This is a genomic window from Streptomyces ovatisporus (genome assembly GCF_042653885.1).
GTDB classification, from domain to species: Bacteria; Actinomycetota; Actinomycetes; order Streptomycetales; family Streptomycetaceae; genus Streptomyces; species Streptomyces ovatisporus.
In genome coordinates, this window is sequence record NZ_JBHSFH010000007.1 from 19,816 (window position 1) to 34,694 (window position 14,879).

General features: G+C 69.1%; 10 protein-coding genes. 3 read left to right on the plus strand and 7 right to left on the minus strand.

The genetic code is table 11. The features are described 5' to 3' along the window. Window positions 1–10: 10 nt before the first annotated feature. Window positions 11–1,654 carry an MDR family MFS transporter gene (locus ACFPA8_RS13935; protein WP_386447728.1) on the minus strand — a complete coding sequence of 548 codons (1,644 nt, stop codon included), beginning with the start codon at window positions 1,652–1,654 and terminating at the stop codon, window positions 11–13. Window positions 1,655–1,766: 112 nt separating this feature from the next. On the opposite strand from ACFPA8_RS13935, the gene ACFPA8_RS13940 reads away from it, so the two are divergent. Then, window positions 1,767–2,330: a TetR/AcrR family transcriptional regulator gene (locus ACFPA8_RS13940; protein ID WP_386447731.1), complete on the plus strand. Its 564-nt coding sequence runs from the start codon at window positions 1,767–1,769 to the stop codon at window positions 2,328–2,330. 39 nt (window positions 2,331–2,369) lie between these two features. Here the strand turns inward: ACFPA8_RS13940 and ACFPA8_RS13945 are convergent, their stop codons facing one another. Next, window positions 2,370–3,092, minus strand: coding sequence for a M23 family metallopeptidase (locus tag ACFPA8_RS13945; protein WP_386447734.1), 723 nt, complete (start codon window positions 3,090–3,092; stop codon window positions 2,370–2,372). Between the two features lie 477 nt (window positions 3,093–3,569). Between ACFPA8_RS13945 and ACFPA8_RS13950 the strand changes: the two genes are divergently transcribed. Then, window positions 3,570–6,197: an NACHT domain-containing protein gene (locus tag ACFPA8_RS13950; protein WP_386447737.1), complete on the plus strand. Its 2,628-nt coding sequence runs from the start codon at window positions 3,570–3,572 to the stop codon at window positions 6,195–6,197. 282 nt (window positions 6,198–6,479) lie between these two features. Then, window positions 6,480–9,161 (plus strand): NACHT domain-containing protein, encoded by a 2,682-nt coding sequence (locus ACFPA8_RS13955; RefSeq protein ID WP_386447739.1) that lies wholly within the window; start codon window positions 6,480–6,482, stop codon window positions 9,159–9,161. Between the two features lie 166 nt (window positions 9,162–9,327). Here the strand turns inward: ACFPA8_RS13955 and ACFPA8_RS13960 are convergent, their stop codons facing one another. The 5 genes from ACFPA8_RS13960 to ACFPA8_RS13980 all read right to left on the minus strand — a co-directional run bounded on the left by ACFPA8_RS13960 (window position 9,328) and on the right by ACFPA8_RS13980 (window position 14,786). Then, on the minus strand, window positions 9,328–11,856 hold the full coding sequence (locus ACFPA8_RS13960) for an ATP-dependent Clp protease ATP-binding subunit (protein WP_386447742.1): 2,529 nt from the start codon (window positions 11,854–11,856) through the stop codon (window positions 9,328–9,330). A gap of 982 nt (window positions 11,857–12,838) precedes the next feature. Further along, on the minus strand, window positions 12,839–13,177 hold the full coding sequence (locus ACFPA8_RS13965) for a histone-like nucleoid-structuring protein Lsr2 (protein WP_386447745.1): 339 nt from the start codon (window positions 13,175–13,177) through the stop codon (window positions 12,839–12,841). A gap of 183 nt (window positions 13,178–13,360) precedes the next feature. Further along, on the minus strand, window positions 13,361–13,888 hold the full coding sequence (locus tag ACFPA8_RS13970; RefSeq protein ID WP_386447748.1) for an amino-acid N-acetyltransferase: 528 nt from the start codon (window positions 13,886–13,888) through the stop codon (window positions 13,361–13,363). Between the two features lie 256 nt (window positions 13,889–14,144). Beyond that, entirely contained in the window at window positions 14,145–14,564 is a 420-nt protein-coding gene (locus ACFPA8_RS13975) for a BlaI/MecI/CopY family transcriptional regulator (RefSeq protein ID WP_386447751.1), read from the minus strand. Window positions 14,565–14,615: 51 nt separating this feature from the next. Further along, window positions 14,616–14,786 carry a hypothetical protein gene (locus tag ACFPA8_RS13980; protein WP_386447754.1) on the minus strand — a complete coding sequence of 57 codons (171 nt, stop codon included), beginning with the start codon at window positions 14,784–14,786 and terminating at the stop codon, window positions 14,616–14,618. Between the last annotated feature and the right edge of the window lie 93 nt (window positions 14,787–14,879).

Genomic DNA, 14,879 nt, shown 5'->3' on the forward strand with positions numbered 1-14,879 from the left:
CGTAAGGCTGTCACACGGGTGTGACGCTCCCCGAGGGCTCGGCGGACGGCTCGCTCGCCTGCTCCGGCTCCTGGTCGCCGCCCTTGAGCGGCACCTCCTTGATCCACCAGGAGGCGGCGAAGCAGATCACGGCGGTGGCGGCGGCGATCAGGAAGACGGTGTGCGTACCGTCGGCGACGGCGTGTTCGTAGAGCTCCCTCACGGGGGCGGGCAGCCGCTCCAGCGATGCGGCGTCCAGCTGTGCGGGCACCTCGCTCCCCGCGCCGGCGGGCGACCCGGAGGCGGCCGCCTTCTCCGTCATCGTCTCGCGCACCCGGTCCGCGAAGAGGGTGCCCATCAGGGCGACGCCGAAGGAGCCGCCGATCGTACGGAACAGCGTGGTCGTGGACGAGGCGACGCCCATGTCCTTCAGGTCGACGCTGTTCTGTGCGATGAGCATGGTCAGCTGCATCAGGAAGCCCATGCCGGCGCCGAGCACCACCATGTAGAGCGCGGAGGTGGTGCGGCTGGTGCCGACGTCCATCTGGGCCAGCAGGAAGAGGCCGACGGGGATGAGCGCGGAGCCGATGATCGGGTACGCGCGGTACCTGCCCGTACGTGTGGTGGCACGGCCGGTGACGACCGAGACGACCATCATCGGCAGCAGCACGGGCAGGAGCAGCAGCCCGGAATTGGTGGCGGAGGCTCCCTGGACGCTCTGCTGGTAGAGGGGCAGGAAGGTCATGGCGCCGAACATGACGAAGCCCAGCAGGAAGCCGATGAGGGTGACGAGCGAGAAGTTGCGGCTGCGGAAGACGCCCAGCGGCAGCACGGGTTCGGACGCGCGTCGCTCCACGAGGAGGAAGCCGGCGACGGCGGCGGCGGCCAGCACGCAGAGGCCGACGATCGGGCCCGAGGACCAGTCGTACTCCGTGCCTCCCCAGCTGGTGACGAGGACGGCCGCGGTGATCCCGACGGTCAGCAGCGCCGCCCCCGCGTAGTCGATCCTCCCCTGGGAGCGGTGCCCGGGCAGGTGCAGCAGCGTGGTGACCATGGCCAGGGCCACGGCTCCGAGGGGGATGTTGATGTAGAAGGCCCAGCGCCAGCCGAGGTGGTCGGTGAGGGTCCCGCCGACGAGTGGTCCGCCGATCATGGCGAACGACATCACGCCGGCCATCATGCCCATGTACTTGCCGCGCTCGCGGGGCGGTACGAGCTCACCCATGATCGCCATCGCGCCGACCATGAGGCCGCCCGCGCCGAGCCCCTGCAGGGCGCGGAAGCCGATGAGCTGGGACATGCTCTGCGCGGCGCCGGAGGTGACGGAACCGGCGAGGAAGACCAGGATCGAGATCAGGAAGACGCCCTTGCGGCCGTACATGTCGCCGATCTTTCCCCAGAGCGGGGTGGAGGCGGCCGTGGTGAGGGTGTAGGCCGTCACGACCCAGGACAGGTGCTCCAGCCCGCCCAGCTCTCCGACGATGGTCGGCATCGCGGTGCCGACGATCATGTTGTCGAGCATGGCCAGCATGACCGCGATCATCAGCGCGAAGACGGCCGTCCCGACGCTGCGCGGACCGTCGTGCCCGTTGCCTCCGCCTTTGCTCTCCGGCTCGACGGCCCCGCCGCCGTGCGTGCCGTCGCCTCCGGCGTGCGGTTCTTCGCTCGCAGCCATGGGATCCCCCGCCTCACTTACTTGCCGTCCGGCTAGTTCAGTACCATGGGCAAGGTAGGACGGCCACTAGCCGGGCGTCAAGTAAGTTTTTCGGGACGAGGAGCCGAGGCTCATGAGCAGGGGCAACACGCGGCAGCGCATCCAGGACGTCGCCCTGGAACTCTTCGCGCAACGCGGCTACGAGAAGACCTCGCTCCGTGAGATCGCCGAGCATCTCGACGTGACGAAGGCGGCCCTCTACTACCACTTCAAGAGCAAGGAGGACATCGTCGTCGGCCTCTTCCAGGACCTCGCAGAGCCCTGTGACGAGGTCGTGGCCTGGGCGGAACAGCAGTGCCCGGTCAGCCTGGACGTGAAGCTGGAGGTGCTGCGGCGCTACAGCGAGGCCCTCTTCGCGGCGGCCCCGCTCTTCCGTTTCATGCAGGAGAACCAGGCGACGATGCGTGAGCTCAGCATCGGCGAGACCTTCAAGAACCGGGTCCGGACCCTGGTCGGCATCCTGCAGATCCCGGACGCGGCGCTGACCGATCAAGTGCGCTGCTCCGCCGCCGTGTTCACCATTCACACGGGGATGTTCAGCCTGCACGAAACCGAAGGCGACCCCGAGGACAAGCGGAAGGCAGTCCTCGAGGTCGCCCAGGAACTGGTGACCACGGCGCACCGGAATCACGGCTGAGGGCCCGCCGCCCTGCGGCGCAGGGGCACGCCGAAGGGGTCAGACCTTGACGCCGTGTGCGCGCATCGCGTCGACCGGGTCCTTGCCGGAGCCGTAGTCGGCACTGTTGCGGATCTCGAAGTGCAGGTGCGGGCCGGAGGAATTGCCCGTGGAACCCGAAAGGCCGATCTTCTGGCCGGTCTGCACCTTCTGACCAGGCTTGACGCTCACCTTCGAGAGGTGGGCGTACTGCGAGTACGTGTTGTCGTCGTGCTTGATGACGACGGCGTTGCCGTACGAGGAGCCGTCGCCCGCGCCGTTGGGGCCGGCCTTCACGACGGTGCCGCTGTTCACGGCCTTGACGGGCGTGCCGTTCGGAACGGCGAAGTCCTGGCCCGAGTGCTTCTGGGCCCAACGGCCGCCGCTGTTGCCGTAACCGGCGCTCAGTTCGTACTTGCCGGCGACCGGCTTGGTCCAGGCGTTGGCCTTCTTCGCGGCCTTCTGGCGCTCGGCGCTCCTGGACGCCTTGCCGTCCTCCGCGCGCTCCGCCGCCTTCTCCTCGGCCTGTGCGGCCTTGCTCTGCTGATCGGCCTGGGCCCGCGCGGAGTCCGCGAGCAGGGACGCGGTCTGTGACGCGAAGACGTCGCCCTGCCCGGAAGCGTGGGCGGCAACCGCCGAGCCCGCACCCAGGACCATCGACGCGCCGAGACCGGCCGCTATCACCGCGGACCGGGTACGGGCACGGCCGAAGGGCTTGCGCGCGTCCTTGGGGGTCTTCGACATACGGGTACTACCTCCGAATGGCTTGGGGGGACCCCGAGCCGTGGGACCTCGGGGGGACAAAACATTGGTAACCCGTCCCATCCGGCATACCAAAGAGGGTTATTACTAATGTGGCCGGTAAGGACAGAGCAGACAGGAAGCACCCTTAAGGATTATTCGGACAGCATCCAAGCGGCCGTCGCGCTGCGCTCGACGCTCCGTGCCGGGGCTGTCCGGGGTCCGAACCACCGCCGCGTCCGGCGGTTCCGCCCCTCCTAAGCCCGCTCGTAGGCGGCGGGCGGGCTGTGCGTCACCTCACCCGGGGAGGCCCCGTGAGGCCGCTGGACTCGGCTCGGACCCGGCCGCTGTGTGGTCCACGTCGCATCACCGTGCGCGTACCGGCGTGCAGGGAGCGTGCATGCGCCGCCCGTGCCTCCGGCGGGTCTTCAACTCTTCAACTCCCGCGCCTGCGCCCGCGGCGTCACTTACGATCCGCCCATGGAGCCCGCCACCCTGGCCACGCGTCTCGCCTCCAGCGCGGTCGTGCCGATCGTCAAGAAGCTCTTCGTGCACGAGGGCGCGGGCGCGGGTCTTGTCGACAGGCCGGTCAGAATCTCCGGCCTCGTCTCTTTCAGGGGCGAGCAGCGCACCCTCACGGAGAGGGATCTGCGCAGGCTGGCCGGGGAGTTGACCGACAGGGCCGTCAAGGCGTCCGGGCCGCACGAGGCGCCCGACCCGCCGACGCGGCGTGAGCTGGCCGACGCACTCGCCACCGCGCTGCACAGCATCGGCGACCTCGACATGGACGACGTACAGGCCGTGCGCCTCGGACCCGAAGGACTCGCGCGCCAACTCGCGGCCCCCGCCTCGCTGTCGGAAGCCGCCGAGGCGCACTTCAGGCCGCTCCTGCACACGGCCTGCCTGCACATCCTGAACTTCTTCAGCCGGCGCTCGACGTTCATCCCCCGCACGCTCACGGAGCAGACCCAGCAGCTCGACCGGCTCGTCAGCATCACCGACCTGCTCCTGGAGCGCATCCCGGCCCGGTCGGCCGAGGACGCGCGCTTCGAGCAGCGGTACGCCGAACACATCGCCCGCAAGCACGGTGAACTGACCATCTACGGACTGGACACCGACCGCACCCGCGAGTGGCGTCTCGACTCCGCCTACATATCCCTCGAAGCCACCCGGGACGCCGGCGACTCCCTGCGCACGGCGACCCCCCTCGCCGCCGACCGCGTGCTGGCCGTCAGCGACCGCGTCCTGCTGCGGGGCGCCGCGGGATGCGGCAAGACCACGCTCCTGCAGTGGCTGGCGGTGACCGCCGCACGGCAGACGTACGACGAGCACCTCGCGCATCTCCTGGGCCGCGTCCCCTTCGTGCTTCCCCTCCGCCGCGTCGTACGGGACGGCCTGCCGCCCACGCCGGACCGTTTTCTGCACGCCGTACGCAGCAGCCTCGCGGGGGCGCAGCCGGCGGGGTGGGCCGAGCGGGTGCTGAGTGCCGGCCGCGGGCTGCTTCTCGTGGACGGGATCGACGAGGTACCCCAGGCGCACCGGGAGGAGACCCGCCGCTGGCTGCGGGAGTTGATGGGCGACTTCCCGGGGAATCTCTGGCTCGTCACCTCCCGGCCTTCGGCCGTACGGGAGGAATGGCTCGCGCAGGAGGGGTTCGCGGAGCTGTCCCTCGCGCCCATGTCGCGGCACGACGTGTCGGCCTTCATCAAGCGCTGGCACAGTGCCGCCGATGCGGAACCCGGCCTGGCGGACGCCCTGGTCGCGGCAGTACGCACCAACCCCGACCTCGGCAGACTGGCCGTCAACCCGCTGATGTGCGGCCTGTTGTGCACGCTGCACCGGGACCGGCGCGGGAGCCTGCCGCACGGTCGCCGGGACCTCTTCGACGCCGCCCTCACGATGCTGCTGGAGAGGCGCGACCGGGAGCGCTCCGTGCCCGTCGCGGACGGACTCCGGCTGTCGAAGGACGTACAGATCCAGCTGCTGCAGCGGCTGGCGTACTGGATGATCCGCAACGACCGGGCGGAGATGGAGGAGCGGGACGTCGTGGCCCAACTCGACCGCTGCGTCTCGCGGATGGCGTACGTCGAGGCCACGCCCTACGAACTCTTCCGGCACCTGCTCGACCGCTCGGGGCTCCTGCGCGAACCGGCCGAGGGCCGGGTGGACTTCATCCACCGCACCTTCCAGGACGCTCTGGGCGCCAAGGCAGCAGTGGAGGAAGGGGACTTCCCGCTGCTGCTCGACAACGCGCACAAGGACCAGTGGCAGGACGTCATCCGCATGGCGGTCGCGCACGCGCGGCCCGCGGACCGCGCACGCCTGCTGCGCGGCCTGGTCGCCCGGGTACCGGCGGGCGACGGCCGTGACGGTGGCGACGGGAGCGACTCCCCGAAGCGTCAACGCTGGTCCGGGCAAGGCCAGTTGAGCGGGGGCGGCGTGCGCAGCCTGCTGCTGGCGGCGGCCTGCCTCGAACAGGCCACCGACGTGCCTCCGCAGGTGCACGCCGAAATCACGGAGAGGACGGCACAGCTCCTCCCACCCAGGTCGACGTCGGCGGCACGTCATGTGGCCGACATCGGCGGTCCGGTGCTGCTGAGCCTGCTGCCGGGGCCCGAAGGGCTGACGGACGAGGAAGCCGTCTGCACCGTCGTGGCCGCGTCGAGGACGGGGACGGACGCCGCGCTGCCGGTGCTGGCCCGCTTCCGGAACGGTTCGTCGCTCGATCTCAGACGCCAGCTCGTCTGGGCCTGGCACCGGTTCGACACCGACGAGTACGCGCGGGAAGTCATCGCCCACCTGGACGAGTCGGAGCTGTACTTCTCCGCGCACGATGTGAGCCACCTCCGGGCGCTCGCCGGCATGGGCGGACGGGCACGCGTCCAGATCGTCGGGACGTACCATCCGCGGCAGCTCGTCGAACACGTCGACTCCGAACGGCTGACGCATCTCTGGCTGCGGGACGGCTACGCGCGTCACGACGGCGAGGACTGGCTCGCCGCCTTCCCCAACCTGCACACGCTCGTACTGCCCGGGACGACGCCCCGATACGTGCGGCAGACCCTTCCCTCCCACCTCTCCGTCGTCATGGAGAGCGAACTGAGCTGAGGCGGCTGAACGTTCGGGGGCCCACGGCGACAACTGCGGCCAGTGGTACACCATTTGCCGCGGGCCGGGCGGCGTGAAGAGTCGTGGCCCCCGGCCCCGGCGCCCGCATAGGCTGGGAGGGTCCACGGGACTGACAGGCAGTCAGTGCCGAGGACCAAGACGCGGGCAGGTTCGACCTCCCCGTCCGCACGACACCCGACCTGCGCCCCGGACACCGGGCGCCGAGACCGAGCAGCCGACACCAGCCGAGAGCCAGCAGCCCTGCCGGGAGCCCCGCAGCCCATGGAACCCGTTGTACGACTTGCGTCGTCCGCCGTCGACCCGCTGATCAGCCGGCTCCTGGCGCCCGCACCACAGGGTCCCCCGACCTCGGCACCCAGGACTGCGGCAGCGGCCCGGCCCGCGTCCGTGCCCGAGGGGCCGGCGCAGCTCATGGCCCGCCTCGTGTCCTTCCGCGGTGAGGACCCCGCGATCGGCTGGCAGGAACTCTTCGACGTGGCACGCGAGTTGGTGCGGCTCGGCCTGGAGGCCACCGAACAGCGGCTGCCCGACGGGGAGGAGGAGGGTGTCGCGGCGGTGCTCGCCCGCACCCTGTGGGTCATCGGAGAGCTGGACACCACCGACGCCCAGGCCGTGCGGCTCGGCCCGCAGGACTACGCGCGCCGGCTGCGTTCCGCGGTACCGGGCGCCGACCGTGAACTGTCCTCCGCCGCCGCCTGGTTCCACGACAGCCTGCTCGTCACGGTCTGTCTGCACTTCCTGCACCTGCTGATCCTGCGCTTCCCCGGCCTCGCCGAGGGACAGCCGGAACGGAGCCACAGAATCGGCCAGCTCGTGGACCTCAACGACGTGGAAGCGCTCCGCGGCAGGCCCCGGCCCGCCGCGCAGGACGCAGAGTTCGAGGCGCGGTACCTGCGGCACGTCGCGGAGCAGCACAACCGCCTCACCATCTACGGCATCGACCTGCCCAATCCCAACGCCCCGGACAACTGGTCGCTCGACGCCACCTATCTGAGCCTGGCGGCGGAGTTCAGCCCCGGCATCGGCCAGGACGGAGCCGCGGAGGCGTCCCTCCCCGGAGACGCGACGACGCCGCACGACGCCGGTCCGGCAGCTCCCGGTGAACCCGTCATGACGGCCGACCGGGCCCTGGCCGGTCACGAACGCGTACTGCTGCGCGGCGTCGCCGGTTCCGGCAAGACCACCCTCATCCAGTGGCTCGCCGTGGCCACCGCACGCTCCGCGCTGCCCGAGGAGCTGCGGAACCTGCACGGCCGCATCCCGTTCGTACTGCCCGTACGCCGCTTCGCCCGCGAAGGCCTCCCCGCGCCGGACGACTTCCTCTCGGCCGTACGCCATCCGCTCGCCGGCGAGGCCCCGGAAGGCTGGGTCGTCCGCGTACTGGCGGCGGAACGCGCCGTCCTGCTCGTCGACGGCATCGACGAGGCGCCCGAGGCCCAACGGGACGCCGTCCGCGACCAGTTGCGCAGGCTGCTGCGGATCTACTCCGGCACCCTCTGCCTCGTCACGTCGCGCCCACCCGCCGTGGACGCCGACTGGCTCGCCGAAGAGGGCTTCACGGAACTCAACCTCGCCCCCATGAACCGCGACCAGGTCGCGGCCTTCGTCACCGCCTGGCACCACGCCGCACGCACGGACGAGGGCAAGGACCACTCGCGGCTGGACGAGTACAAGGAGATCCTGCTGCGGTCCATCCCGCTCTTCCGTGAACTGCGGGTGCTGGCCACCAATCCGCTGATGTGCGGGCTGATCTGCGCCCTCAACCGGGACCGGTCGGGAATGCTTCCGCAGGGCAGACGGGAGCTCTACGAGGCGGCGATGGAGATGCTTCTTCAGCGGCGCGACCCGGAACGCCGGGTCCTCTACGCGGACACCGTCGACCTGCAGCGCGCACCCCGCGAAAGGCTGCTGCGCAAGCTCGCCTACCGGATGCTCGTCGAGGAGAGGGCCGTGCTCGACCACGACAGCGCCCTCGGTGAGATCACCAGGAGCGTCGCCGCGATCCCCGCCGTGGCGAGCCAGGGCGATCCGCAGAAGATCTTCGACCATCTCCTCCTCCGTACCGGGCTGCTGCGTGAACAGGCCGACGGCTCCGTCGAGTTCGTGCACCGCACGGTGCAGGACTACCTCGCGGCCAAGGAAGCCGTCGAACAGGGCGACTTCGACCTGCTGCTGGAACACGCACACGAAGCGGACTGGGAAGAGGTCATCCGCATGGCCGTGGCCCACGCCCGTCCCGGCGAGTGCGCGATCCTGTTCAACGGCCTGCTGGCGCCCGGCAGGACGGGGATGAAGCGCAACCGCAGGCGACTGCTGGCTGCTGCGTGCCTGGAGCACGTCACCGAGCTCGATCCGGAGACCCACGAACGGGTACGCCGCGAGACGCGGCACATGGTGCGTCCCGGCACTGTCGCCGCAGCGCGCGGACTGGGCTGGGTCGGCCCCATCGTGCTGGAGATGCTCCCCGACCCGACCACCGTCTCGGACGACGAAGCGCACCGGCTGGCCGTCACCGTCACCCGGATCAACGACGACGCCGCCGTGGACTACCTCGCCCGGCTCCGCCACCGCAGGTCGCTGACGCTGCGCGCGGAACTCGCACGCGGCTGGCGCAACTTCGAGACGGAGCGGTACGCCACGGAGATCATCCAGCACCTCGATCCGGAGGGGCTCTACTTCCCCGTGTCGGACCGTGTGGAGCTTGCGGCACTGCGGCAACTGGGCGGCCGGGACCGGGTGCAGATCGTCGGCCACTTCACGCCGGGAGAGCTCGTGGACGGGCTGGCAGTCGAACGGCTGACGCATCTGTGGCTGGCCTACGACCTCGGTGCGGGCATGCGGATGGAGTGGCTGAGCGCGTTCCCCGCGCTGACCACCCTGCGCGTCAACCCGCGCCTGCCGCGGGTCAGCGGCGTACCGGAGGGTGTGCGCATCATCGCCTGAGCCTCGGGCGGCGACCGGGGCGGACCGCCCGCGCGGGCACCGGACCGAGCGCCGGACGGAGCGCCGGACAGCAGCGGCCTGTGCAGACGGAGAAGTCCCCCGCCACGCTGTGACGGGGGACTTCTCCGTACTGCTCTGTACTGCCTTCAGCCTTCGGCCGACGGCCTTACGCCTCCTTGGAGAGGTTCGGCCCGCCGCCTGCCGCGGACTCCACCGGAGGTGCGTCCGGCAGAGCGGACTTCTCCTCGCCGCGGAAGGTGAACTTCTTGTCCTCGTCGTTCTCGCCCTCGGTGTCCACGACCACGATGTGGCCTGGACGCAGATCACCGAAGAGGATCTTCTCGGAGAGCAGGTCCTCGATCTCCCGCTGGATCGTCCGGCGCAGCGGCCGGGCACCCATCACGGGGTCGTAACCCCGCTTCGCGAGCAGCTCCTTGGCGTCGGTGCTGAGCTCCAGGCCCATGTCCCGGTCCTTCAGCCGCTCGTCCACCTGCGCGAGCATCAGGTCGACGATGCGGATGATGTCGTCGCGGGTGAGCTGGTGGAAGACCACCGTGTCGTCGACACGGTTGAGGAACTCCGGGCGGAAGTGCTGCTTCAGCTCGTCGTTGACCTTGGCCTTCATCCGGTCGTACCCGGCGCTGACGTCACCCTGGCCTGCGAAGCCCAGGTTGAAGCCCTTGGAGATGTCCCGGGTGCCGAGGTTGGTCGTCATGATGATGACCGTGTTCTTGAAGTCCACGACCCGGCCCTGGGAGTCGGTCAGACGACCGTCCTCCAGGATCTGCAGCAGCGAGTTGAAGATGTCCGGGTGTGCCTTCTCGACCTCGTCGAAGAGGACCACCGAGAACGGCTTGCGGCGGACCTTCTCGGTCAGCTGGCCGCCCTCTTCGTAGCCCACGTAACCGGGAGGCGAACCGAACAGCCGCGAGACGGTGTGCTTCTCGCTGAACTCCGACATGTCGAGGGAGATCAGCGCCTCCTCGTCGCCGAAGAGGAACTCGGCGAGCGTCTTGGAAAGCTCCGTCTTACCGACGCCGGACGGGCCGGCGAAGATGAACGAACCACCGGGACGCTTGGGGTCCTTCAGCCCGGCGCGCGTACGCCGGATCGCCTGGGACAGCGCCTTGATGGCGTCCTCCTGCCCGATGACGCGCTTGTGCAGCTCGTCCTCCATGCGGAGCAGGCGCGAGGACTCCTCCTCGGTGAGCTTGAAGACCGGGATGCCCGTGGCCGTGGCCAGGACCTCCGCGATCAGCTCCTCGTCCACCTCGGCGACGACGTCCATGTCGCCGGCCTTCCACTCCTTCTCCCGCTTGGCCTTCTGGGCCAGCAGCTGCTTCTCCGTGTCACGGAGGGAGGCGGCCTTCTCGAAGTCCTGCGAGTCGATCGCGGACTCCTTGTCCCTGCGGACGTTCGCGATCTTCTCGTCGAACTCGCGCAGGTCCGGCGGTGCGGTCATCCGGCGGATGCGCATGCGGGAACCGGCCTCGTCGATCAGGTCGATCGCCTTGTCCGGCAGGAAGCGGTCCGAGATGTACCGGTCGGCCAGGGTGGCCGCACCGACCAGGGCGGCGTCCGTGATGGAGACGCGGTGGTGCGCCTCGTACCGGTCGCGCAGGCCCTTGAGGATCTCGATGGTGTGCGGCAGCGACGGCTCCGCGACCTGGATGGGCTGGAAGCGGCGCTCCAGCGCTGCGTCCTTCTCCAGGTGCTTGCGGTACTCGTCGAGCGTCGTGGCACCGATGGTCTGGAGCTCGCCGCGGGCCAGCATCGGCTTGAGGATGCTGGCGGCGTCGATCGCGCCCTCGGCGGCACCCGCACCGACCAGCGTGTGCAGCTCGTCGATGAACAGGATGATGTCGCCGCGGGTGCGGATCTCCTTGAGTACCTTCTTCAGGCGCTCCTCGAAGTCACCGCGGTAGCGCGAGCCCGCGACCAGGGCGCCGAGGTCCAGGGTGTAGAGGTGCTTGTCCTTGAGGGTCTCGGGCACCTCGCCCTTCACGATCGCCTGGGCAAGGCCCTCGACGACCGCGGTCTTGCCGACGCCGGGCTCGCCGATGAGCACCGGGTTGTTCTTCGTACGGCGGGAGAGCACCTGCATGACCCGCTCGATCTCCTTCTCGCGCCCGATGACCGGGTCGAGCTTGGATTCGCGGGCGGCCTGCGTCAGGTTCCGGCCGAACTGGTCCAGCACGAGGGAGGTGGAGGGCGTGCCCTCGGCGGGGCCGCCTGCGGTGGCGGCCTCCTTGCCGCCGGAGTAACCGGAGAGCAGCTGGATGACCTGCTGCCGCACCCGGTTCAGATCGGCGCCCAGCTTCACCAGGACCTGGGCGGCGACGCCCTCGCCCTCGCGGATCAGGCCGAGCAGGATGTGCTCCGTGCCGATGTAGTTGTGGCCGAGCTGAAGGGCCTCACGGAGCGACAGCTCCAGGACCTTCTTCGCACGGGGAGTGAAGGGGATGTGGCCGGACGGGGCCTGCTGCCCCTGGCCGATGATCTCCTCCACCTGCTGACGGACCGCCTCGAGCGAAATCCCGAGGCTCTCCAGTGCCTTAGCGGCGACACCCTCACCCTCGTGGATCAGGCCCAGGAGAATGTGTTCGGTGCCGATGTAGTTGTGGTTGAGCATCCGGGCTTCTTCCTGAGCCAGGACGACAACCCGCCGCGCGCGGTCGGTGAACCTCTCGAACATCGTTAATCGCTCCTCAGAGCGGTCAGGCAGTAAGGGGACGCTCCCCTCTCTGTCCTTCCGCAGCTTAGTCCCGCGAGCGGGGACCGCTCATTCCAACTGCCGACACCGGTCCGGCTGAACCTTCGGCCGACCCTGCTTCCGTGGATAGCACAGCAGGGCCTCCTTCCCCGAACAGTCGACAACAGTTCCAACCCGATGGTGCGAGACGATGTTCCCGCAGGCCAGGCGTATCCACCCTGATTCACTACGCCCATGGCGAACGGCCCTTGATCGAAGCGGCCGCCGCTGTCCCTCGACACCCTTCACACCCCCGTGCCACCAGGCATTGTCCCGTCTCCACGCTCGGGCCGGCCCCCTCGCCGGGAAGAGGCGGAACCGACCCTAGAGCCTTCCTACCCGCTCGTACTGACAGTCCATGCCGGGGTGGGAGGGGCCAGCTGATCGCATCCGCTCAGGGCGAACAGCCTTGCGGAGGGCGGTGGGCGCGGATTTCACGTCGAGTGCATGCACGGGCACGCACAGGCAGTGCGCGGTGGAACAGGGCGTCAACTCGGCCGGGAACTCGAGGGATTCGCCGGGCGGCGCGGCTGCCGGCGCCGTACGGGGTGGAATCGGCCGGCGGGGCAGAGAGCGCCAAGTCTGGTGCCGCAGCGGCGACGGCGGGAGGTGATCACCGGCCCCGTCGCGTCATACGGCTCTGTGAGCGGCTCCGGCTGCTCGTCCCGGCAGGCAGCGCGTACGGCTCGCCGGGACCGGCGGAGCGGCTGGAGCGGGGCGGCCACCGGGAAGCGGCCTGTGCGGCCGTTCCCCACCACCCTTCAGCCCCTGTGACCTTCTCGGCCCTCGGGAGGCCGCCGCGTGGCTGCGGCCCCCCGAGCCGGGGCGTGAAAGCGGATCGCATCCATCTCGTGCGGCCCGCCGGTGCTCGGGGAACGGAATGCCACCACGCACCTGTGCGACGTGCCGCACGCGACTTCCGGGCTCAGCCGTTGGCCTTCTCGTAGGCCTCACGGATATTGGCGGGAACACGGCCACGGTCGTTGACGTCGTAACCCTGGTCCTTGGCCCAGGCACGGATCTTCGCGGTGTCCTGGCTGCTGCCGCCACCCGAACCGGAAGCGCGGCCCTTTCCACGCGCAGAACGGCCACCGGTTCGACGGCCGCCCTTCACATAGGGCTCCAGGACGGAACGGAGCTTGTCCGCATTCGAGGTGGTGAGGTCGATCTCGTAGCTCTTACCGTCCAGTGCGAACGTGACTGTCTCGTCGGCCTCGCCGCCGTCGAGGTCGTCGACCAGAAGAACCTGAACCTTCTGCGCCACCGCTTACTCCCATTCGTCATCGATAACTTCGATTACTGATACTGACGACGAAAGCAAACCGCTTTTCGGGGAGAAACACAAACCCTCTGTTGAGTTTGTCCGCCTCATCTGCGGGATTGGTGGGATCTTTCGGACAAAGCGCCGCGGGCAAGCACCGCCCGAGAGGCGTCACCGAGCCGTCACTCAGAGATGCAGAAGCATGCGGCTGTTGCCCAAGGTGTTCGGCTTCACCCGTTCGAGACCCAGGAACTCGGCCACACCTTCGTCAAAGGAGCGCAGGAGTTCGCTGTAGACGTCACCGTCGACCGGTGTCTCACCGATCTCCGTGAAGCCGTGCTTGACGAAGAAGTCGACTTCGAAGGTGAGACAGAAAATTCGCCGCACACCCAGCCACCGGGCGGTGTTCAAGAGCTTCTCCAGGAGGAGATGCCCGACTCCGCTCCCCTTCAGCGCCGGGTCCACGGCCAGCGTCCTGACCTCGGCCAGGTCCTCCCACATCACGTGCAGCGCACCGCAGGCGACGACCTCGGCGTCGTGGTCCCGTTCGGCGACCCAGAACTCCTGAATGTCCTCGTAAAGGGTGACCGTTGCTTTGTCGAGCAGGATGCTGTCGCGCGAGTAGATGTCGATGAGGCGGCGCACGGCGCGGACATCCGAGGTCCGGGCCCGGCGAACGGTTACTTCTGATACGGAAGAGGGTGCTGACGCCATGAACGGACGCTATCGCCCGTACCGAACGCGAACGCCTTCGGGGGCGTGACGGCTTCCCCGGGGCTTCTGCGAGAGGTTCCGCCGCGCCTTCCCCGGCGTTCCCCTCCGTTCCCGCGACGCCCTTCCGGTGGCCCTTCGAGTGACTCTTCGAGAGGTTCTGCGAGAGGTTGTACGAGAGGTTGTACGAGACGTTCTGCGAGAGGTTCTGCGAGTTGCCTTCGCAGAAGAGACTTCCGGCGGGTGCGCGGAGCCGTCTTCAGTGTCCGTCTCCGGATGTGCTCCCGGGTGCTCTCTCCGGAGCCTCGACGCGCACCTCGTTCAGTTGTACGACGCGCAACGCGTCGCGCAGCGCATCAAGCTGTTCCGGGGTCATACGCGAGAAGAACTCGACGAGAGCGGCGGCGGCGTTGTCACTGGAAGCCCAGGCTTCGTTCATCAACGCGGCCGAGTACGCAGCCCGCGTCGAGACGGCCTCATAGCGATAAGCGCGCCCTTCCTGGCGCCGCCGGAGCCAGCCCTTCTGATGGAGGTTGTCCATTACGGTCATCACCGTGGTGTAGGCGATGGCGCGATCGCCCCGCAGATCCTCCAGGACTTCCCGCACGGTGACCGGACGGTTCCACCGCCATACGCGCGTCATGACGGTGTCTTCCAACTCTCCCAATGGCCGAGGCACGCGGTGAATAATAGTCGGAGTTGTCCCGAATACCGCGGGCCCGGCTGCCGGTCAGCCGTCTTTCTTCTGCCGAGCGCTCTCCGCGCGTGCGAAGGCGGCATCCACAGCCGCGTCTTCCTTGGCCTTGTTGGCGCCGCCCTGGCTCTTCACGATCGTCACGATGAGGGCGGTGAACGCCACCGCCATCACGAAGGGCGGGGTCAGTGCCGCGACGTACTCCATGGCTGTCGGCCTCCTCGGTGAACCGGACGTCCAGCCTACGGCAGGGGTACGGCGCCGCTGCGGGCCGCTCCCGTGCTGCGCGCGGCCCGTCCG